The 21075-nt window shown below is 45.4% G+C and carries 14 protein-coding genes; 5 read left to right on the plus strand and 9 right to left on the minus strand.

Features of this window, described 5'->3' with window-relative positions:
- Positions 1 to 144: 144 nt before the first annotated feature.
- A complete protein-coding gene (locus RIG66_RS11155; protein WP_446377987.1) occupies positions 145 to 843 on the plus strand; it encodes a phosphate ABC transporter permease in 699 nt (232 codons plus the stop codon).
- A 276-nt stretch (positions 844 to 1119) separates the two neighbouring features.
- Here the strand turns inward: RIG66_RS11155 and RIG66_RS11160 are convergent, their stop codons facing one another.
- The 7 genes from RIG66_RS11160 to RIG66_RS11190 form a co-directional block, all read right to left on the minus strand.
- A complete protein-coding gene (locus tag RIG66_RS11160; RefSeq protein WP_446377989.1) occupies positions 1120 to 1749 on the minus strand; it encodes a precorrin-8X methylmutase in 630 nt (209 codons plus the stop codon).
- 299 nt (positions 1750 to 2048) lie between these two features.
- Positions 2049 to 2327, minus strand: coding sequence for a hypothetical protein (locus RIG66_RS11165; RefSeq protein WP_446377991.1), 279 nt, complete (start codon positions 2325 to 2327; stop codon positions 2049 to 2051).
- A 304-nt stretch (positions 2328 to 2631) separates the two neighbouring features.
- A complete protein-coding gene (locus tag RIG66_RS11170; protein WP_446377993.1) occupies positions 2632 to 2910 on the minus strand; it encodes a hypothetical protein in 279 nt (92 codons plus the stop codon).
- Between the two features lie 105 nt (positions 2911 to 3015).
- Entirely contained in the window at positions 3016 to 3150 is a 135-nt protein-coding gene (locus tag RIG66_RS11175; protein ID WP_446377995.1) for a hypothetical protein, read from the minus strand.
- Positions 3140 to 5290, minus strand: a complete 2151-nt coding sequence (locus tag RIG66_RS11180; protein ID WP_446377997.1) for a PAS domain S-box protein — start codon at positions 5288 to 5290, stop codon at positions 3140 to 3142. The genes RIG66_RS11175 and RIG66_RS11180 overlap by 11 nt, the downstream gene beginning before the upstream one ends.
- A gap of 92 nt (positions 5291 to 5382) precedes the next feature.
- Positions 5383 to 5778 (minus strand): response regulator, encoded by a 396-nt coding sequence (locus RIG66_RS11185; protein WP_446377999.1) that lies wholly within the window; start codon positions 5776 to 5778, stop codon positions 5383 to 5385.
- Between the two features lie 140 nt (positions 5779 to 5918).
- A complete protein-coding gene (locus tag RIG66_RS11190; protein ID WP_446378001.1) occupies positions 5919 to 11597 on the minus strand; it encodes a protein kinase domain-containing protein in 5679 nt (1892 codons plus the stop codon).
- A gap of 450 nt (positions 11598 to 12047) precedes the next feature.
- On the opposite strand from RIG66_RS11190, the gene RIG66_RS11195 reads away from it, so the two are divergent.
- From RIG66_RS11195 to RIG66_RS11210, 4 genes are all read left to right on the plus strand, one after another.
- Positions 12048 to 13769, plus strand: a complete 1722-nt coding sequence (locus RIG66_RS11195; protein ID WP_446378003.1) for a hypothetical protein — start codon at positions 12048 to 12050, stop codon at positions 13767 to 13769.
- A 781-nt stretch (positions 13770 to 14550) separates the two neighbouring features.
- Positions 14551 to 15942 (plus strand): thioredoxin-disulfide reductase, encoded by a 1392-nt coding sequence (gene trxB / locus RIG66_RS11200; protein WP_446378005.1) that lies wholly within the window; start codon positions 14551 to 14553, stop codon positions 15940 to 15942.
- A gap of 191 nt (positions 15943 to 16133) precedes the next feature.
- Positions 16134 to 17075 carry a COX15/CtaA family protein gene (locus RIG66_RS11205; protein ID WP_446378009.1) on the plus strand — a complete coding sequence of 314 codons (942 nt, stop codon included), beginning with the start codon at positions 16134 to 16136 and terminating at the stop codon, positions 17073 to 17075.
- 277 nt (positions 17076 to 17352) lie between these two features.
- Positions 17353 to 18336: a heme o synthase gene (locus RIG66_RS11210; protein WP_044206849.1), complete on the plus strand. Its 984-nt coding sequence runs from the start codon at positions 17353 to 17355 to the stop codon at positions 18334 to 18336.
- 294 nt (positions 18337 to 18630) lie between these two features.
- On the opposite strand, the gene RIG66_RS11215 is transcribed toward RIG66_RS11210, so the two are convergent.
- Both RIG66_RS11215 and RIG66_RS11220 read right to left on the minus strand, forming a co-directional pair.
- Entirely contained in the window at positions 18631 to 20367 is a 1737-nt protein-coding gene (locus RIG66_RS11215; RefSeq protein WP_446378011.1) for a glycosyltransferase family 39 protein, read from the minus strand.
- A 234-nt stretch (positions 20368 to 20601) separates the two neighbouring features.
- Positions 20602 to 20784, minus strand: a complete 183-nt coding sequence (locus tag RIG66_RS11220; RefSeq protein ID WP_446378013.1) for a hypothetical protein — start codon at positions 20782 to 20784, stop codon at positions 20602 to 20604.
- Between the last annotated feature and the right edge of the window lie 291 nt (positions 20785 to 21075).

Consider the following 21075-nt stretch of genomic DNA (forward strand, 5'->3'; position numbering starts at 1 on the left):
GACCAATGACCAATGACCAATGACCAATGACCAATGACCAATGACCAATGACCAATGACCAATGACCAATGACCAATGACCAATGACCAATGACCAATGACCAATGACCAATGACCAATGACCAATGACCAATGACTAAAACCCATGCTAGTACCACTTACCCGCCAGAGCTTTGAGCAACTCATTCCGGTAATTGCCACAAGTTCCCAGTATGCTTACTACTGGGGAAAATTCCCCGACTTTTTGAAGCGATTACTGATTTCGGTTGTTGCTGTTGTCGTCGTCTTGCTCTTAAAATTCCTTTTGGGTGATGGGTTTGATCCCTTGCTCTTTCTCTTAGGTATTATCGCCGGGTTGTATTGGTTTTGGAGTCCTGTCTACTGGGCAAGTCGGCGTAATATTGAGATACGCCGCTATAAATATAGTGGCTTCTGGCAAGGTCGAGTCTTGGATGTCTTCGTCACTGAAGAATTAATTGGGACTGAAGAAAATGTCAACAATCGGGGCGAGTTGGTGATTGTGGAAAATCGGGAGCGACGCCTGAATGTAGAAGTCGGTGACGAGAGCGGATTTACCACACTGCTACAAGTCCCTCTGCGCCGCACTCACAAAGGTATTGTTCCCGGTCAAATTGCCCAGATGGTGGTGATGTCGAATCAGCCGGATTTATCCCGTATTGCCACCAATAGTGATATTTATATTCCTCGCTTGAATATCTGGGTAAGTGACTATCCTTACGTACAGCGCACTGTGTTTAATCAGGTTAGTCGCCAGTTAACTCAACCTGAAGAGGATGATTATCCAGCTAACCGTGTGGTCAAAACTCGGCGTCGTCGGCGTTGAGGAGATGGGGAAGCAGGGGAAGCTTGTAGAGACGTTCCGGTGGAACGTCTGGAAGCGGGGGAAGCGGGGGAGATTTTAGCTGTTCCATGATTTCTGCCAAGCTGTATTAGTCAGGGCGGGTTTAGTTACATCTGGGTAAGGAAAGAAACGATAGTAGTAAAACCCGCCCCTACACACTCAACACTCGGTCAGGGCTGGTTTTGTACAAACGTTATCATACAATCGTGAAACGTGATTCCCTCGCGCCCGCCCCTACAACCCATACCCTCGAAGGATTCAACTGACACTGGTACTATCCTGCCCATACGCCTGCCATGCTAAGTCTACCAGTCCATTCACAATAGCCGCCGCGACGACAGATGAACCTTTGCGCCCTTCGATGCGAATATGAGGCACTAAGGAATCTTCCAGTCGAGATTTGGCAACATCTACTTCAACAAATCCTGAAGGTGTGCCAATGACTAAGGCGGGGCGGATTTCTTCAGCTTCAATCAGTTCCACCAAAGCTGTTAGCGCCGTTTGCGCTTGACCCACCACAAAAATTCCCTCTGGGTAACGTTTGGCTAGGGTTTGAATTCCCCAAGCCGCCTTCGTCTTTTCTTTTTGCGGGCGCGTGATAGCTTCCATGCTGCAATAGACGGGATTGGCAAAGGTTTCCTGGATGTGAGGCGTAATTCCCACCTGTACCATCGGCACATCTACCACAATCGTAGTCCGAGCCGCTAACGCCGCCGCACCTGCTTGTAACGCACGTTCGGAAAACCGAATCAGCTTTTGATACTCAAAGTCGGCTGTTGCATAAATCACCCGGCGCACAATTTCGTATTCGGCGGGTGAAAAGGTATGAGCGCCAATTTCGCGATCGATAATTGCCAAACTTTGAGCATCTGTTCCGTGCCATTCCATGGTGTCTCTCAATGCCAACCCGATTTTTGAGCCGTGAAAACTTTAGGACTGACCCTAGGTCAGCTTCCTAGATAGCTTATCAGACTATTCTTACATTCAGTAGACTGAAACGGCTTGCGATCGCGCATTTTGCCTCTGAAAGATAATGTAGCGTGTAATACAAATTAATCAGACCTGTAGGGGCAACCCGCTTGCATTAATTAACAACACCAATCCACTCAATGGGATTGGGTCGCCCTTTCTCTGGAGTTGGTTCATCCTCTGCTTGTATTGTCAACCGCCTGTTACAACAATCAAAGCTATAGAGACGGTTTGGTTAGATGGGAGCAATAGCGATCCTTAACCACGGTAGATTTAGAGGACATCTTTATCGATTTATGGTGCGAGGTTTGGGAAACAACCTCTTTTTCCGGATGGATAGTAATTCGCTTACAAACTAAGTGTTGGCTTTCTGGACGCACAAAACCCCAGGTATACACTTGGGAATCAGAGGGTGTTGCTTGCGCTGGAGCTAGTCGGAACGCAGTCAATAATACTAGCTCTGCCACTACTAGAACTACAACTACGATTTTCAGCATCGTTTTCTTTGGGTTGATAGATTAAATTAATCTTGCCACCTGGGATGTCGTCTTGGCAATAACCCAGAAACGATAAAGTTGTATCCCAGAGTCAGCAACCGTTCCCGACTAATAGGACACATCTGAACATAAATGAAAAACCTGTAGGGGCGACCCGCCTGCATCAATGAACAATACCAATCCACTTAATGGGATCGGGTCGCCCTTTCTATAGAGTCAGGTTATCCTCTGCTTGTGATTTGAATCACGAGTAAAGATGTAGCCTGATCCATCTCTACATCCCTTGCTATTAAATCAACCAACGCTATAGAGATGGTTTGGTTAAATGGGAACAATAGCGATCCTCAACAATTGTTGATCGAGAGGACATCTTTACCGATTTATGATGCGAGGCTGGGGAAACCACCTCTTTTTCTGGATGAATCGTAATCTGCTTACAAACTAATTGCTGACTTCCGGGACGCACAAACCCCCAGGTATACACTTGGGAATCAGGGGTTGTCGCTTGCACTGGAGCTAGTCGGAATGTGGTTGATAATACTAGCCCTAAAATAAATAAAACGACAAGTACGGGTTTCCGCATTTATTTCTCTCAGTTGACTGAGTTCAAATTAATTTTGCTCTCTACTCTTTATTATACGAAAAAAATTCAAGTGACATTACAGTCCAATAAGGTATCGGATAAGCTCTATTGACTGTTTTCTCCCTCATCTCCCTCATCTTCCCCATCTCCCTCATCTCCCTCATCTCCCCCATCTCCCTCATCTCCCCCAGCTCCCCCAGCTTCCCCAGCTCCCTCTGCTTCCCCAGCTTCATCCCTCATCCCTCATCGTCAAAAAAAATTCGTCGTGCTGGAGTTGCGCCAGGGAACGGTTAAGATAGATTTGTGCGATCGTATCTTGGGGATTAATCCTCAAAACCTCTTCAAACCGCTGTTTCGCTTTGCCAAAGGCTTGCTTGGCGTAGAGGAACAACCCTTCTTCAAAGATGGAGATCGTAGCTAACTTGCCCTCCTTAATCTTGAGCGGATCTCCATCAAACACTTCAAACACCGCTACCGCTTTTGACTTACCCTTAACCTTAACCTGCTCCACAAACCGGAGACTATACTCGGTTGGATTATGTAAACGAGTTAACGTCTGTCCCGAAATCAATAACGACACCTTATACTGTTTCGTTAGTCCCTCCAAACGAGCCGCTAAATTCACATCATCACTAATCACCGTACTGTCTATTCGGTGTTTTCCCCCAACTGTACCCAGCATCAACGAGCCAGTATTAATGCCAATGCCAATTTTGATGGGGGTATACCCTGATTGCAGACGACATAGATTATACTCATACAACCGCTGAACCATAGCAATTCCGGCTTGAAGCGCATCATCAGCAATCCCGCTAAAGAGTGCCATAATCGCATCGCCCATATATTTATCGATAAAGCCTTTATGTTCAATAATCGCTGGCTCCATTCGCTTTAAAAAAGCATTAATAAATTTGAAATTTTCTTGGGGGGTCATCCGTTCCGAGAGAGTAGTGAAATCCCGAATATCTGAGAAAAGGACGGACATTTCCTGCTGAACTTGGTCGCCTAATTCTACATCAACCACACTTTGTTTATTTAAAATCTGTAAGAATTGACTGGGGACAAAGCGAGAAAAGGATTGATTCAGTTGGAACAGTTCATTTGTGAACTTGACTCGCTCCGATTCCGCTTGTTTGCGAGAGGTAATATCTTCCACAAACCCCTGATAATAAAGTGGAGTTCCCGACGCATCATATACAGTGCGAGCATTCTCACTAATCCAGATAATTGTGCCATCTTTGCGACAGATCATCGACTCAAACTCGCACACAACACCATACTGCTGCATCCGTGTCATGAATTCCGGACGCCGACGGGGGTCAACGTAGAGTTGATAGTGAATACTGTTAATGATTGTTAGCAATTCTTCCGGGGAATCGTAGCCGTAAATTTGAGCTATAGCGGGGTTAGCACTGAGATAACTCCCATCCAGCGCAATCTGAAAGATTCCTTCTTGGGCGTTTTCAAAGATAGAGCGATACTTTTGTTCGGCTTTCACCAGTGCCGCTTCAGCTTCTTTCCGTAAACGCAACTCATTATAGACATCGCTAATATCTCGACCTTCGATAATCAAGAACTCAATGCTTCCCTTGTCATTAATAATCGGTTTAATCGAAAAATCAATTGTCGCAATGCGTTGTTGTGCGCCTAAGATATCCACTTCATACCGGATAAACTTACCGCTAGCCGCTTGAGCAATGGCGGATTGTAACTGAGCTTGGGTTTCGCTGGAAATAGTCCACCAGTAACAGTCCCAAAACGGTTTTCCTGCCACATCCTCTAAATGCAATTCACCAAAATTCAGGGCAGTTTGGTTGACTTCTAGGACAATTCCGTCAACACTCAGCATTCCCGTCAACTGAAAAGTCTGATTGAAAATCGCCCGAAATTTTAACTCACTAGCACTGAGGGATTTAATCGATTGTTGTAGGTCTCGATTTAAATATTTAAGTTTGGCGTTTTGTTCATTTAACTTTTTTGCTTGTAGATAACTGTTAACGGCTTCTTTGACCGTCAAACTCAAGTCTGATGCCTGCCATGGCTTGGCGATATAACGATAAAGTTTGGCATACTTAATCGCATTGCCTACCGCTTCAATATCCGCTTGCCCGGTGAGCATAATTTTCAGCGTTTTCGGTGACAACTCATGGACACGCTTTAAGAGTTCATCCCCTTTCATCCCTGGCATGATATGGTCAGAGATAACCAAAAGAATCTCATAGTTCTCGTCTAAAAGTTCTGCAACTAACTCTAATGCCTCTTCTCCCGCTTCGGCAATTTCGATCAGGTAATTTTTGCCAATCGCTTCCTTAAGCTCAGCTTTTAGACTTCTGAGTACTGTTTTCTCATCATCGACACAAATAATTACCTGTTTAGTCATAGTAGATTGCCCGTAGGGTTACGCCGAAGTCACAAGGATTTTGGATGGGTTTGAAATCATCGGATTGAGTGAGTAATTTTCCAATCAGCACGTTAGAGTTGAGATAATGCTAGTTTAATAGCTTCCACTAATTCCGCTTCTGACCAGGGTTTGTATAAGCAGTGATGCAGCTTTGCTTCCTGTTTGGCGCGTTCAATTGCCTCCTCATCCGCTTGACCGGTCAGCAGAATTTTAATGATATGGGGAAATTTATGATGCACCTGAACCAGAAACTCATCCCCTTTCATTCCCGGCATTAACCAATCCGATACAATCAGAATAATACTGACATTTTCTTCCACAAGTTCATCTATTAATTCTAACGCTTCATCAGCCGCTTCTGCCAGTTCATAGGTATAAGCATCGCCAAAGGCTTCTTTGAGTTGAGTCTTGAGACTTTTGAGGACAACTTTTTCATCATCAACACACAAAATAACGGGTTTAGTCATTGGTTATTTTTCCTTTTTCCTTTGTCATTTGTCATTGGTCATTCGTTATACTTGCTATCCTTGAGAAGCAAGCTACGTCATTTGTCCGATAAAGTCCGTTTAACATTTTTTAGTAACCCAACCTACTTGAACTGCCTTCTCTAGCCTTCCGCTGTCCGAAAAGGTAATGAAACAGTAAAAGTAGTTTTACCTGGAATAGATTCAAGGTCAATTTTTCCCTGATGCTTTTCAATAATCTTTTTCACAATATCAAGCCCTAATCCACTTCCTTCTCCAGCTGACTTGGTTGTAAAAAATGGCTGAAATATCTTCGCTTGAATTTCTGGAGGGATTCCTTTGCCACTATCGGTAATGCTAACGTTGATCTGTTGGTCTTGCTGCTTGACATCAAGGGTTAATGTTCCTTTATTATCCATTGCCTGTAACGCATTATGAATCAGATTCGTCCAGACTTGATTCAGCTCATCCGCATAACATAATATCGGTGGTAACTCGTTATAGTTGCGGATGACATTAATTCCATGTTTGAGTTGATTCTGATACAGGGTTAGCACGGTTTCAATACCTGCTGTTAGGTTTGCCGGAATCATTTCCCCCGATTCGTCATAACGAGAGTATGTTTTTAAAGCAAACACTACTTTAGATGCTCGTTCAGTTGCTGTGTTGATGGTTTGAGTTCCCCGTTGCAATCCCGATAGTTTGTACGCCGTTTCTAAGAGGTGCGAACTATCGGGGCGTTTCAGTAGAGGAAAAAACGCTTCAATATTGTCATAAATTCCCATATCAACCAACGTATCCGCTAGGGTATCCGCATCCTGAATGTCTTCCGCCTCTAATTGGCGAACTAAGGTTCGCCGCCGTTTGCGTTCTTCTTTTGCGGTTAAATCCGATTCGTTTTGGAGTGAACGTTGTAACATTTTCAGAAAATCGTGTCCTTCTTCTGGCGATAAGGATTGAAACAGAGTGGGTAATTGTTCCAGGGTTTGACTTAAAAACTTAGAAATATTTCCGGCGGAGGAACGAATCGCCCCCAAGGGTGTATTAATTTCATGGGCAATCCCAGCAATTAATTGTCCCAAGGCTGCCATTTTTTCCGATTGAATCAGTTCATCTTGGGTAGCTTTGAGAGAATCGAGGGTATTTTTTAACTCTTGGGTGCGGGCGGCAACATTTTGTTCTAGAGTGTTATAAAGTCGGGCATTGTCGATCGCGATCGCGGCTTGTCCGGATAGGATTTGTAAGACTTCTAACCTGTCTGGCGTAAAGGCGTCTGTAGCCAGGTTATTTTCCAGATAAACGATACCACTGAGTTGACCTTGATTCAGTAACGGCGCACATAAAACGGATTGGGTTTGATGGGCTTGAATATAAGGATCGTTGGTAAACTTGCCAATTTTAGCCGCATTGGTTTTAACCACGGTTTCTTGGGTATGGGTGACATAGTTAATAATCGAGAGAGGGAGGTGATTCGCCACGGGTAGAGATTGTAACACAGTGACGTGATTCGTCTCCACATTCAGCGACGCCTCAATCACCCATTCTCCCGATTGATTTAAAATCAAAACTCCCGTTTGCGCCCCTGTATTTTCGATTAAAATTTTCATCAACGCCGCCAGTAACTTATTCAGTGCAATTTCACTACCAATGGCTTGCGAGGCTTTCATCAGTGTGGCAAAATCTAACACCGAAGCCGACTGGTTTCTCTGAGACACACTACTCACCGTTGTACGGCTGTCTGTGAGATAACTGATGGGAGACGATGGCGCAAAAAGCTGGGGATACTGGGCTTCTAAATCTCTAACTTTCGCCGTCGCCCCCCAGCGGGTGTAAGTATAATGTGCCTCTTTAATATACGTATCAGCAACCTTGTCCATCCCCCTATTCTGATAAAACATGGCAGCTAAATTGTAGGCTAAGGCTTCCTCTTGAATATAACCATTATCCCTCGCCCCTTTAATCGCTTGTTCATACAACTCCATCGCTGTCATCAATTCCCCCAAAACTCGCGCTTTTTCAGCGGCGACTAAATCAAGTTTATGCTGCTGATTCATCGCACCATGGTTTGCCCAGATCTGCATTTTTTCTTGATTAGCGTTCACTCGATCAATTAGAATCTGTTTTTCGCTTGGTGTCACCTCAGGAACAATTGCAAGATGGGCAAGAGAATCATAAAAATAGAATAGTGGAATCACGATCATTGCCGTAACTCCATTTAAATACTGTTCCGCTAAAACTGCATGTTCTACCGCTTGCTTAACCTCACCAAATAAATAACAGAGAATCAGCTTATTTAAATAGAATAAATGCAGTTCGGTGCGGTCATTCGCCGCCAGCGCCCGGGGTAAGGATGTTTTTTCATTATATGCCTTACCCATTAACTGGGTGGGATTTTCTCCTTGATCCTGTAAATTCTGCACCGCCTGTAAAAAAATCGCCGTCCAATTAAATGGACTTTCCCGGCGAATTTGCCGCACCGCCTGATTATAGGTGGCGATTTCTTGTTCAACTTGAGTCAGTTCAACTCCACTAAAATAGAGATGATCGCAGGTATAAAAGGCACAATACCCAGCAAACTCAAAATCCCCCGTTTCTACACCACTGTGATAGCCCTCAATTAAAATAGGCAGAGTTTGACTAAAATGCTCTTTCCAATGCAAGATATGAGCGCCCAGCACCTCAAATACCTTACATTTGACTTGCTGGGCATTAAACCGATTCACCAAACTCAGTGCCAATTTCCCAAATTGATATCCCGCCTCAAAATTGTGCTGACGATCTAATAAAATAAATCCATAACAGGCATAGCCAAATGCCGACAATGGCGCGTTCCCATACTTGACTGATAACTGAACCATTGATGAGGCAATCAGAACAAAAAGATCAGGTGCAGCGATATAGGCGGCGGCAATTAAATTGGAGAGGATTAGTACAGCAGCTAGGGGTTCATCGGCGGTCATTTCCGGTAGGTTAATTAAGTATTCAATCTCATGTCCTGCCAATAGTGTAGCCGTTTCATCGAGTCCATTTTGCCACTCTGCCATGCTGGGTTCTTCAGGTAAACATATTCCCAATAAATTCAGCACTTGCAGTCCAAGATTAATCGCTTCCTTGAGATTATTTTGCGACGCGATCGCTTGAATCTTAACTTCATACACATTAACTTTTTCCAGCACCGTTTTAGCATGGGCGAAGAGAACCTCAGTCAATTCTTCCATCACCGTAAACTTGCCACCTAAATAGGCGGCTTTGGCGGCTTCTTCATACAAGGATAAGGTTAAGTCATAGTCCCATTGCCAACTGTCTAAACCCAGAAGTTCTTGTCCCACAGTTAAATAGTTTAGCGCGGCACCATAAGCGGCTGATCCTTTGGCTTTTTGACCCGCGATTAAATTCAACTGGGCGATTTGATGGCGTTCAGCTTGACTAATTTCTCCTGATGTGTAATCCCAATTATCACTAATTCCTTGATTCAGATGATCAACGATTGCAAATATTTTATCTAATAAGGTTTCCGAATCCGTACTTTGCCAAAGTAGGCGACCAATTTGTAAGTGAACCGCTTTCTTTTGGCACTCATCAATTAAAGCATACGCTGCTTGTTGTACTCGGTCATGCAGGAATTTATACTCGTGAACCAGCAAGTCTGGATTGAGTTCCGAAAGGGGTACGATTAATTCCGATTGAACCGCTGTGACTAAGTTCGCGAAAATCACATCCTCTGGTTGTTCACAGACAATTGCCAGCGTGGATAAGTTGAAATTAGCACCGATACAAGCAGCTAACTGTAAGACATGCTGGGTTGAATCCGGCAGCTTTTTTAACCGATTTGTCATCAACTCGACGACGTTATCGGTAATGTTTTTCTCCTTGATTTTATTAATATCCCACTGCCATTGATGATTTTGCAGATTGAAAGTGATTAACTTTTCCGCATAGAGATTCCTTAAAAACTGATTCACGAAAAATGGATTACCTGCTGTTTTGCTCATCACCAGTTCAGCTAAATGCTGGGCAGATTCTGGTGAGGATTTTAAGGTGTCACAAATAATTTGGCGAATATGGTCTAATTTTAAAGGGGATAAGGTAATACAGTTAACCGTCGCGCCTTGTTTTTGTAATCCATCTACTGTCATCATTAATGGATGAGTAGGGTTGACTTCATTATCCCGATAGGCACCAATTAAAAATAGATAATGGATCTCACTATCGGTCATAATCAGTTGAATCAACTTCAGCGTCGCCAAATCTACCCACTGCAAATCATCGAGAAACATCACTAAAGGATGTTCGGGTGAGCAAAATGCCCGCATGAATTTTTTGAAGACGATATTAAACCGATTTTGGGCTTCTTGTGACCCTAATTCTGGCACCGTAGGCTGTTGACCGACAATTCGTTCCACTTCCGGGATAACATCAATAATCACTTGACCATTTGTCCCCAAAGCGGCTAATAATTTTTCTCGCCACTGATTGAGTTGGGCTTCGCTTTCGGTTAAAATTTGCTGCACTAATTCCTTAAAGGCGTTGACAATCGCTGAGTAGGGAACGTTTCGTTGAAACTGGTCAAATTTGCCGGAGATAAAATAGCCGCGTAGTCGTGTATTCGGTTTATGAATTTCGGCGACTAAGCAGGATTTACCAATCCCAGAATACCCCGCCACCAGCATCATCTCGATGGGGGGATGAGACGTGGGGAGTGAACCATCGACGGAAGAATCTGCCGATCTCTGAATGTCCTGATCCTCTCGATTCGCCACGCGATCAAAGGCAGCGAGTAAGGTGTCCACTTCCGCCTCTCGCCCATAAAGTTTTTGGGGAATGTGGAAGTGTTCGGAGATATCTTGAGAACCTAGCGGAAAGTCTTCAATTGTTCCCGTTTCGGCTAATTGTCTCTGACAGTTTTGCAAATCAGCTACCAGTCCCCAAGCACTTTGATACCGTTCTTCAGCCGTTTTTGCCATCAGTTTCAGGATAATATTAGAAACGGTTGGCGGAATGGTTTTTCCGCGCTGCGCCCCGACAATTTCTGGGGAAGGTGTCGGCATACCATTCTCCAGACGTTCCACCGGAACGTATCTACAAGCTTCCTCACCCAGAAGATGGGGAGGTGTCGGGGCTTTGGCAATATGACAATGGACTAATTCTATGGCATCGTTTGTCTCAAAAGGTAGCGTTCCGGTTAGGAGTTCATAGAAGGTGACACCTAGGGAATAAAAGTCGGTGCGATAGTCGAGAGAACGATTCATCCGCCCCGTTTGTTCGGGGGAAATATAGGCTAATGTTCCTTCTAAGACATGAGGATTTTTGAGTGCCGGATTTTCGCGGGTAAGCTGGGTGGAGATGCCAAAGTCAATGATTTTGACTTGTCCGGTTTCGGGGTTGAAGACAATATTGCTGGGGTTAATATCTTTGTGAATGACATCAACGGCGTGAATCTGGGCGAGAATTTCGGCTATCTTGATGGCAATGTTGAGAAAGTCCCATAGAGGTAGAGGTGAGGATAGTTTTGTTTGCTGACTCATCCACTGCTTTAAGGATTCACCACCAAAATCCTCTAAGATGATTACTAAGGTTCTCTGATAGGGTTGGATAGTATACGCCTTAACTACGCTATCAATCGTCAGATTGTGCGTAATTTCATACTCTTGTCGATATCGAGTTAACTCTTGCGGAGTGGGATAGTCTTGTTTAAGAACTTTGAGAATCACGGGTTGGTGTTCCCCTTCCTGAATACCGCGATAAACTAAGGTGTTGGCACTTTCGTAGAGTTGGGACAAAATGCGGTAGTTAGCAATTTTTAAGGTAGTGTTATTCGTCATACGTTGTCGGACTAGGAAATTCAGATAAGAGCGTTTACAAAAACAAGATGATATGGTAATAATCGAGCCATCGCCCCAGAAATTTAGCCGTCGAACCGAAAAATCTGGGCGCGAATGGGATTCTATGAGTTTTCCTGGGGAGTAGGCGAACGCCTCTCCTATTCACCAACTCTGGTTAATGACACCCGAAAATGAAGCCTTCTATTTGGCATAGCAAATAGGGGCTATAGAGAGCGATCGCGAAACCCACCTGGCAAAGGTAACGGTAAATGACACCCGAAAATGAAGCGTTAGCGTGGCTTACCTTTATTTAAGACAGTTTTATGTAATTATACTCTATGAAAACTTATTAGATGCTTAAATCAAGCTTAATTTTATTTTTTTATGTCATACATTTATATGACTTGTAATACAGCCCCGTTATAAATCGAAACCATTGTGATCAACTGAATGTGGATAACTAATTTGCAGCGTTTTCTCACAGGTACAACGAAGCCTTACTTTAGGGTTTGGTTGACGCTGAGTCTACTAATTGCCACACTTTACGGCACGTTAGCCTTTCAACCCGCCTTCAGCAGCGAGTACGTGGTGCAGGATGATGCGAGACAGCATGTTTTCTGGATGCGGCGATTTTTAGATCCAGCGTTATTTCCGAATGATATAATTGCCGATTATTTCCAATCGGTTGCACCGTTAGGCTATCGCGCCCTGTATCATTTCATGGCAGGGATTGGGATTGATCCGATTGTTTTGAGTAAAGTTTTGCCTTTGGTTTTGGGATTAGTTACCACGGGTTACTGTTTTGGCGTGGCGGTGCAATTGTTACCCATACCTTTGACTGGATTTATCGCCTCTGTACTCCTCAACCAAAATCTGTGGATGCAAGATGGGTTGATATCGGGAACACCCAAGGCGTTTATTTATCCTATCCTGTTGGCGTTTTTGTATTATGGGATGCGCCAGTCACTCATAGGCACAGGAATCGCGATCGCGCTGTTAGGATTATTCTATCCATCATTAGTGCTAGTCTGTGCGGCGTTTCTGATTTTGCAGTTATGGCGGTTTAACCGGAAATTTCCCTCTGTGTCTCAAAGTCGCCGCGATTATGTATTCTGTTTCACGGGTTTGGCGGTGGCGTTTGTGGTATTATTACCCTACACGATGAGTCTGTCAGAATTTGCCCCAGTGATCACGGCTGTACAAGCCAAAGGTTTACCCGATTTCTTATCTCAAGGGCGAACCAGCTTTTTTGTCAACGACGCTTGGTCATTCTGGTTTAATGGACGCAGTGGTATCCGCATTGATACCGCCTTAGCGCCGCCTCTGAGTTATTTGGGGTTGCTATTACCTGTTATGCTACGCTTTCCCTCTGGCTTTCCCCTCGCCAAGCAGGTAACTGGGAAGATGGGAGTCTTAGGCAAGTTCTTAGTCGCGTCGGCTATCTTATTTTTAGCCGCCCATGCCCTGCTGTTCAAACTGCACCTACCCAGCCGTTATACTCAGCATAGCCTGCGGATTGCGATCGCACTGGCGGCGGCAATCGTTATTACCCTACTCCTAGACGCGGTTTTCGCGTGTAGAGACGCGCCATGGCGCGTCTCTACGGTCAAATTGGGATCATTTTTGGCATTGGGTTTAACCAGTTTAATCGGAATTACTCTTGTGGGATATCCTCACTTGGTTCTGAATACATTTCCCTGGACGGCTTATATTGGTGGCAATGTGCCGACGTTATATGAGTTTTTTCAACAGCAACCGAAGGACATTAAAATTGCCTCATTAGTGGAAGAAGCGAATAATTTACCCACGTTTGCTCAACGGTCAATTTTAGTGGGTCGCGAATATGCAATTCCCTATCATTGGGGTTATTATAGCCAATTTCGCCAGCGAATGTCGGATTTAATTGAAGCACAATATAGTCCAGATTTGGCAATTGTTCAGGAGTTTATCCAAAAATACGGGATTGATTTTTGGCTGCTACCGACTACACCGTTAACAGCCGAATCGATTGCGAATGATTCTTGGTTGATGCAGTACCAACCTGCGGCAAATCAAGCCATCGCTCAACTTGAAGCTGGGAAACAACCTGTTTTGGATTTGTTGAGAAGCGATTGTGCGGTTTGGGAAAAGCCGGGATTGATGGTTTTAGAGGCAGAGTGTATTTTACAATAAAGCATCATTTCTAATAGGGCGGTTTCAACCGCATCTACACAAACAAAACCCGCCTGGCCTTCGGCAAGCTTCGCTAACGTGGGTTCCAAAACTCTTAATTTTTATCGATTTCTGCGTTAACTTTAGATTTTATGTAGGGTGGGCAAGATCTATAAACCTTAAATCTTTATATTATCATTTGTTGCTATTGCCCACCACACGGTAACTTGGGATTGATTACAAATGTTGCCAGATCTCAGTTAGGATTTAATTCTAACAGTATTAAACCTAAAGCCACTGACGACGACATTAACGCGATCGCAGTTTTATCAACTGTGTATAGCAAACCCTGATGTACCATTAGGACGTTCGTTCCAGGGAGAGTTAATTATCATCAAGATGTGGAAGTTGTGGCGATGCCTGTTGTATTGTCAGGGGAGGACGTATTGCCCGGGTTTAGTTTATAAATTCTGTAGGGGCGGGTTTAGGGATTCAATAAACGATATCACCGATAACTTTTCAACAAAACCCGCCCTTTCCCTACGTTTCGCTTATCTACATATTACGTGATATCAAATCTGTTGGTATCGGAATTATATTTTTTAACGCAGAGGACGCAGAGGGTGGCGCAGAGATACGCAGAGGAACTCAGAAGTATTGGGGCGAAAAAATAATCACTGTTAGTCTCTAAACCTGCCTCTACAAAAAATTAGGTTCCCTTGAGCGAAGGGAAGGGTCAAAACTTCTCTGCCCACATTCGGCTATACTAAACTTTAAACGTAGTCGTTATGAGTTTATTTATATGTCCAACTCTACCGTAGAAAATCTGGTGATTATCGGTTCGGGTCCTGCGGGTTACACGGCTGCCATTTACGCCGCCCGTGCTAACCTTAAACCCGTGATGTTTGAAGGCTTCCAAGCCGGAGGACTTCCTGGCGGTCAGCTAATGACCACCACTGACGTAGAGAACTTTCCCGGTTTCCCCGAAGGGATCACAGGTCCGCAACTGATGGAGCGGATGAAAGCCCAAGCCGAACGCTGGGGGACAGAGTGCTACACCGAGGATGTCACGTCTGTGGATTTGAGTCGGCGTCCTTTTATTATCCGTTCTGATGAACGAGAAGTCCAAGCCCACAGTATTGTAATTGCTACCGGCGCCACCGCCAAACGTTTAGGACTCCCCAGTGAAAACCAATTCTGGAGTCATGGGATCTCCGCCTGTGCGATTTGCGATGGTGCGACTCCCATTTTTCATGGTCAATCCCTAGCTGTGGTGGGTGGGGGTGACTCAGCCGCTGAAGAAGCGGTGTACTTAACCAAATATGGGGATCATGTGCATCTATTGGTGCGTCGTGACCAACTGCGGGCATCGAAAACCATGCAAGATAGAGTGCTAAATAACCCCAATATCACCGTTCACTGGAATACGCAGGCGGTGGATGTGTTTGGCGAAAATGGTCGGATGAGTGGAGTTAAACTCCATAACAACCAAACAGGCGAGGAGAGCGACTTACAGGTTAAGGGATTATTTTACGCGATCGGTCATACTCCCAACACCTCCCTGTTCCAAGGACAACTCGACCTGGATGATGTGGGCTATGTTATTACCAAACCGGGTTCGGTTGAAACCAGTATAGAAGGGGTGTATGCAGCAGGTGATGTGCAAGATCATGAATTTCGCCAAGCGGTTACGGCGGCGGGAACGGGCTGTATGGCTGCCATGTTAGCTGAACGTTGGTTGTCTGCTAATAGCTTGATTCAGGAGTATCACCAGAAACCCGAATCTGAACAACCTACCCAGACGGCAGACGAGAAACCGACAGCAGACACAGAAGCAACCTTTGATATTAACAAGACACGGCATGTTGGCGGTTATGCCCTACGCAAACTCTTCCACGAGAGCGATCGCCTAATCATGGTCAAGTATGTGTCACCCAACTGTGGTCCTTGCCATACCCTGAAGCCAATTTTAAATAAAGTGGTGGATGAATATGAGGGCAAAATTCACTTTGTCGAGGTCGATATCGAAGCCGAACCCGAAATCGCTGAAAATGCCATGGTTACTGGAACACCCACGGTACAATTTTTCAAAGACAAAGAAATCGTGGATCAACTTAAGGGTTTAAAACAAAAAAGCGAATACCGTCAGATGATTGAGAAGTACCTACCTGCCGAAGTTTCAGCAGCTAGATAAGGTGCAGGACTTACGCACCAACACCAAATAGAGTAGGGACACGATCCTATCCATCTGGTCAACTTAAAAACCTACGGTGAGGCAGGTAATCAACAGCCGCGTTATCGTGTGAGTAAATGAACTACCCCTGAGTTTGACGAACTCATAAGTTGGTACTCAGGGTTTGATAGAGTTAATTAGCAATGAGTGCTATGACTGAATCCGTCCTTCCTCAACATACAATTGAGTCCCCCGATCGCAACCAAGCCAGGGATCGTACCCGCCGCCTTGTTTGGAAAATCGCGATCGCTACATTGCTGTTGATGGCAGTAGGGAGTGCGACGCGGGTGATGAATGCTGGACTCGCTTGTCCGGATTGGCCCCTGTGCTATGGACAGTGGGTGCCAAGTCAGCAGATGAATTTTCAAGTCTTTTTGGAATGGTTCCATCGCCTCGATGCGGCATTAATTGGCGTCAGTACGATCGCCCTAATGGGTTTGTCGTGGTGGGATCGCCGTTTTTTACCCAAGTGGCTGCCTTGGGCGGCAACGTTTGCCTTGGGTTTAATTGTGTTTCAAGGCGTCTTGGGTGGCTTAACGGTGACCGAACTGTTACGGTTTGATATTGTGACGGCTCACTTGGGTACAGCCTTGTTGTTTTTCTCTACCTTACTGATTATTGGTACTGCCCTGATGCCTTACAAGGGTACAGGAGCGGTTGGACGCTTATCCTGGCTGGGTTTGACGGCAGCTATTCTGGTTTACTTACAAAGCTTGTTGGGGGGGTTGGTGGCGTCCCGTTGGGCATTACATCAATGCTTTGGCGCATCTCAACTTTGCACCGTGATGAATAGTCATATTGCGGGTGTAGTCCCAGCTACGTTAGTCACTTTAACCCTGGTTATTTTGGCATGGCGCACACCTGCCCTCCATCCCCTGTTGCGACAGTTGGCAAATCTGGCAGGTGGATTAGTAATTTTACAGATTATTCTGGGAGTGGCGACGTTCTGGTTACACCTACAGGTGGAACCCCTAACCGTGTCTCATCAAGCTGTAGGTGCTGCATTACTGGGAGATTTGATTGTCTTTACCGTTTTGGCATTACGCGATCGCACCACTGGGCTAGCGGTAGAAAAAGTAGGTGGGGACAATTAAAGTTAACGGCAAGGATTGTCATTTGTCATTTGTCATTCGTCAGGGAATAGGGAATAGGCAACAGGTAAGGTAGAGTTTTGAGTTAACTTCCCCAGCTTCCCCAGCTTCCCCAGCTTCCCCAGCTTCCCCAGCTTCCCCAGCTTCCCCAGCTCCCCCAGCTTCCCCAGCTCCCCCAGCTTCCCCTACTCACCCGCCCCTACAGGATTAAAGCGGCGATTGTGTCAAAGTGTTAATGATTGTATATAGTGTTTCAATAAATAAGGAATTGGTGAATTTAATGATTGGGACAACTATATCCCGTCAACATGAAAACTTCCGGCAAGTGATTCAGAGCTACTACCAACTCACAAAACCTCGCATTATTCCGCTGCTGTTGATTACGACAGCCGCAGGGATGTGGATGGCATCTGAGGGGCAAGTTGATCCATTTTTGCTACTCATTACCCTGGTTGGAGGAACCTTAGCCGCTGCTTCGGCTCAAGTTCTCAACTGCATTTATGATCGCGATATCGATTATGAGATGCTACGCACCCGTAGCCGTCCAATTCCCTCAGGGCGGATACAGACTCGTGATGCCTTGTTATTCGCGATCGCACTCGGATCGGCATCGTTTACCCTATTAGCCGTCTTTGCCAATCTTTTAGCTGCATTATTGGCAATGTCGGGCATTATCTTCTACATGGGGATTTACACCCATTTACTCAAACGCCATACACCCCAAAACATCGTGATTGGCGGTGCAGCAGGGGCAATTCCAGCGCTGGTGGGTTGGGCGGCGGTGACGGGAGAGTTGAGTTTACCCGCCTGGTTACTGTTTGCTGTTGTCTTTTTGTGGACTCCTCCCCATTTCTGGGCGTTAGCTTTGATGATTCGCGAGGATTACGCCAAAGTCGGGATTCCCATGTTGCCTGTTGTAGCAGGTGAAGAGTCTACAACCCGTCAAATCTGGGTTTACACGTTGTTAGTGGTTCCAGCGTCGCTGTTATTCATTTATCCGTTAGGAGTATCGGGTGTGGTGTATGGCGCGATCGCGCTGGTGTTGGGTAGTATTTTCCTGCAAAAAGCATGGCAGTTATTACAAAGTCCCACCAATAACCAACTGGCGCGAGGGCTGTTTAAGTACTCGATTCTGTACATGATGCTCTTATGTACTGGCATCGTGGTGGATAGTTTACCGATTACCCAGCAACTCTCAACCGCTTTAGCTGACAATTTGCAAACCTTGGTGAGTGCGATCCCGTTTTTGCCATTTCCGGTTTAATCGGCATACGGATAACACAGTGATTTTAAAGCAATCCCTCGTCTTTGATGTCGGGGGATTTTTTCCTGGAAATCGCATCATTATATTACAATCAAGTGGACAGGTTGGGTTTAATGATGCCATTGAATAAAGGGCGGGTTTTGTTGATCCGTTATCGGTAACCAGCTAAATTGTGTGGCTAAACCCGCCCCTACAGAATCAGGGCGGTTAATGCAGTTTAAATTAATGCAGTTTAAAGGCTTGTGGTAGGTGATGTCAGTAGAGGCGCACCGACATCATGATTCTCCTCGCCCCTTATTTTTCTGCCAGACAACGATAAAGTTTATATTTATATTCCCCTGCCCACGATCCATAAGACCGATCGCGAAAACAATGCTGCGCCTCTAAATCAACTTTAGTCCGAAAATCCACTAACCATAAATCGAAGGGGCGTGGCAGTTCAGTTAATGTGTTTTGTAAGCGTGCGATCGCATCTATATAGGTTGTCGTTTGGAGATCGCGATCCGCTAGAAAAAATTGGGCAGATGTAGTTCTATCCGTTTCAGAATTATTCCTATCCGATAATCGTTTAAATTCCCACGCTAACCCCATCAGTCGCCCAGTTTGCCCATGATGCTTGTGAGTAGTGGCGATGAATACGGCAGATTGAGAAGCCTCTTGGATTACAGGTGCAAGCAAATCGGGACGGTGATTTTGTAAGTACCCTAAATTCCCAATTGCGGTGAATCCTCCGATTAATCCCATCAGCCAAATCATTGCCACAATTGCTTTACCATGCTTTAGCCTAGAAGCTAAATCAAATGTCACCTGCTGCCAAACTCCAGCCAGCATTCCCGCGAATAACAGGATTACAGCCGGAAAGTAAACGAACTGAAACCGTGCCCCTAGAGTTAAGTCCAACCCTAAACCGTAGGTGATGCCAAAGACTAACGCGATCGCACTCCCTAAATATACCCCCAAAATCTGCAAGGCTAAACGGCGATCAGGAAAATGCTGTTGGAGTTTCCAGCCATTACCGAGTCTCGGTATTAGGCTAACCACAAATAACACCGTTACGATACCGGAGATTACCACGATCCAAATCGGCAGAATAGTTGTGGCGGTGGGAAGCAAGACGATCATACTCAGCCCCCAAATAAACAGCCGCCCGATGGGTGCTAACCATTCACGAGTGAGATCCCCGTCGGCTATCCAGGCTGTGGGTTCGCTACCGTAGATACTGGATAAAGCAGGTAGCCAGACTAAACCCCCGACAAGCGTCCCTAAAGCAACTGCATAGATACGTCGCCAATGCGATCGCACCCAACTCTGAGGATCTTTCCTTCCCTGTTGCCAAGCCTGCGTCAACAGCACCACCCCTTCCGCACAGAGGGTTAAGCTGAAAAAATAATGGGTGGCGATTCCCAAACTATTGACACCCACCCACACTAATCCCATTCCTACTGATAACGGTTCCTCACGGTGGATACCCTGAATTGCCACAACTAAACAGGATATAGACGCAATCACTAATAAAATCGCCAGAGTGTAGTGACGTGCATCTTGGGCGAGGAAAATCCCATAAGGTGAAACCGCCATCATCGCGGCGGCGATTTGACCAACTAACCGAGAACCAAACGCCAAATACCCCAAACCAAATAGGCTAGGAATAGCCGCAATTCCCAATAATGCCGAGAGCGATCGCGCCCCCCATAAGGATACTAATCCGTCATCAGTAGGAAAGACCTTTATCCACAAATGGGTTAAGACAAAATAAATCGGTGGATGGGTACTTTCTTGCCTTAAATGGTTGACAACTGAACTAATATCTGAATCAGCCACAGGATGCAAGGGATAGAGCAAGACATCTGAACTAATCCACTGATTCAGTGGCACGGTTTGAAAGCTGTTGCCCAAACTAAAGACCATCGTGGCACATTCATCAGTCCATGGGGGTGGAGACACCAAACGACTCAAGCGCAGAATTGCACCAAGGGCTATCCATAACACGAGTAGCCCAAAGTGCAACCAATGTCGTTGTTTAGGGTTCATGGTTCATGGCAATTGATACACCAAGGCTTGAAGCCAAGCAAAAAGCGATACCTGACAAGACTGTCTAGATATCGCTCTTTAGCTTAATCAGCGAGAAGCCTCACGTCTCACCCCAAAGGGAAGCGTGGCATGAATCGCCAGTAATGCCAATAAATAAAAGTGGCATTGCATCCCCCAGGATGTGGATCGCATGTCTCTGATGCTAGGCTGTAGACTCGCGGGAGTCTCAGGGGGTTACTCTGCCTCTTCTGCCTCTTCTGCCTCTTCACCCTCGACGGCTTCTTCACCCTCAACAGGTTCCTCGACGGCTTCTTCACCCTCTGCTGGAGCTTCATCTAAACCTGCTTCATTTTGGCAAGCGCCCAAACTCACTCCTAAAGCCAATACCAACAGCAAACTCAGTAATTTCTTAGTCATACACTCCCCTTGGTGTTAAGGACTGCGTCAAATCAGACGTTATGTTAGCTTACTATAACTTTATAGTTTTAACACGACTACTGCTTTTTTCCTTAATCCAGCGAGAATGATCCCACTCTAACTGATCGATAAGAGTAGTACTTCGCTACGCTGCGCTTACGCGCCGTTTGGCTAACGTAAGAGTGAAGGAAGATGTATCAGATAGACTGGAATGACATTCACCCGCTTGTCTGACCCAGTTGTCTGAAGGTTGGTTATGATTCAGTAAATTCTGAAGAACTCCGTAGAATA

Source organism: Coleofasciculus sp. E2-BRE-01 (assembly GCF_040221695.1).
Lineage (GTDB): Bacteria > Cyanobacteriota > Cyanobacteriia > Cyanobacteriales > Coleofasciculaceae > Coleofasciculus.

Coding starts and splice junctions, on each gene's coding strand:
- RIG66_RS11170 (WP_446377993.1), bottom strand. CDS start 2,910: ATGCGGAAACCCGTACTTGTCGTTTTATTTATTTTAGGGCTAGTATTA.
- RIG66_RS11180 (WP_446377997.1), bottom strand. CDS start 5,290: ATGACTAAACAGGTAATTATTTGTGTCGATGATGAGAAAACAGTACTC.
- RIG66_RS11195 (WP_446378003.1), top strand. CDS start 12,048: ATGTGGATAACTAATTTGCAGCGTTTTCTCACAGGTACAACGAAGCCT.
- trxB (WP_446378005.1), top strand. CDS start 14,551: ATGTCCAACTCTACCGTAGAAAATCTGGTGATTATCGGTTCGGGTCCT.
- RIG66_RS11215 (WP_446378011.1), bottom strand. CDS start 20,367: ATGAACCCTAAACAACGACATTGGTTGCACTTTGGGCTACTCGTGTTA.
- RIG66_RS11185 (WP_446377999.1), bottom strand. CDS start 5,778: ATGACTAAACCCGTTATTTTGTGTGTTGATGATGAAAAAGTTGTCCTC.
- RIG66_RS11205 (WP_446378009.1), top strand. CDS start 16,134: ATGACTGAATCCGTCCTTCCTCAACATACAATTGAGTCCCCCGATCGC.
- RIG66_RS11220 (WP_446378013.1), bottom strand. CDS start 20,784: ATGACTAAGAAATTACTGAGTTTGCTGTTGGTATTGGCTTTAGGAGTG.
- RIG66_RS11160 (WP_446377989.1), bottom strand. CDS start 1,749: ATGGAATGGCACGGAACAGATGCTCAAAGTTTGGCAATTATCGATCGC.
- RIG66_RS11210 (WP_044206849.1), top strand. CDS start 17,353: ATGATTGGGACAACTATATCCCGTCAACATGAAAACTTCCGGCAAGTG.
- RIG66_RS11155 (WP_446377987.1), top strand. CDS start 145: ATGCTAGTACCACTTACCCGCCAGAGCTTTGAGCAACTCATTCCGGTA.
- RIG66_RS11175 (WP_446377995.1), bottom strand. CDS start 3,150: ATGAGGGATGAAGCTGGGGAAGCAGAGGGAGCTGGGGAAGCTGGGGGA.
- RIG66_RS11165 (WP_446377991.1), bottom strand. CDS start 2,327: ATGCTGAAAATCGTAGTTGTAGTTCTAGTAGTGGCAGAGCTAGTATTA.
- RIG66_RS11190 (WP_446378001.1), bottom strand. CDS start 11,597: ATGACGAATAACACTACCTTAAAAATTGCTAACTACCGCATTTTGTCC.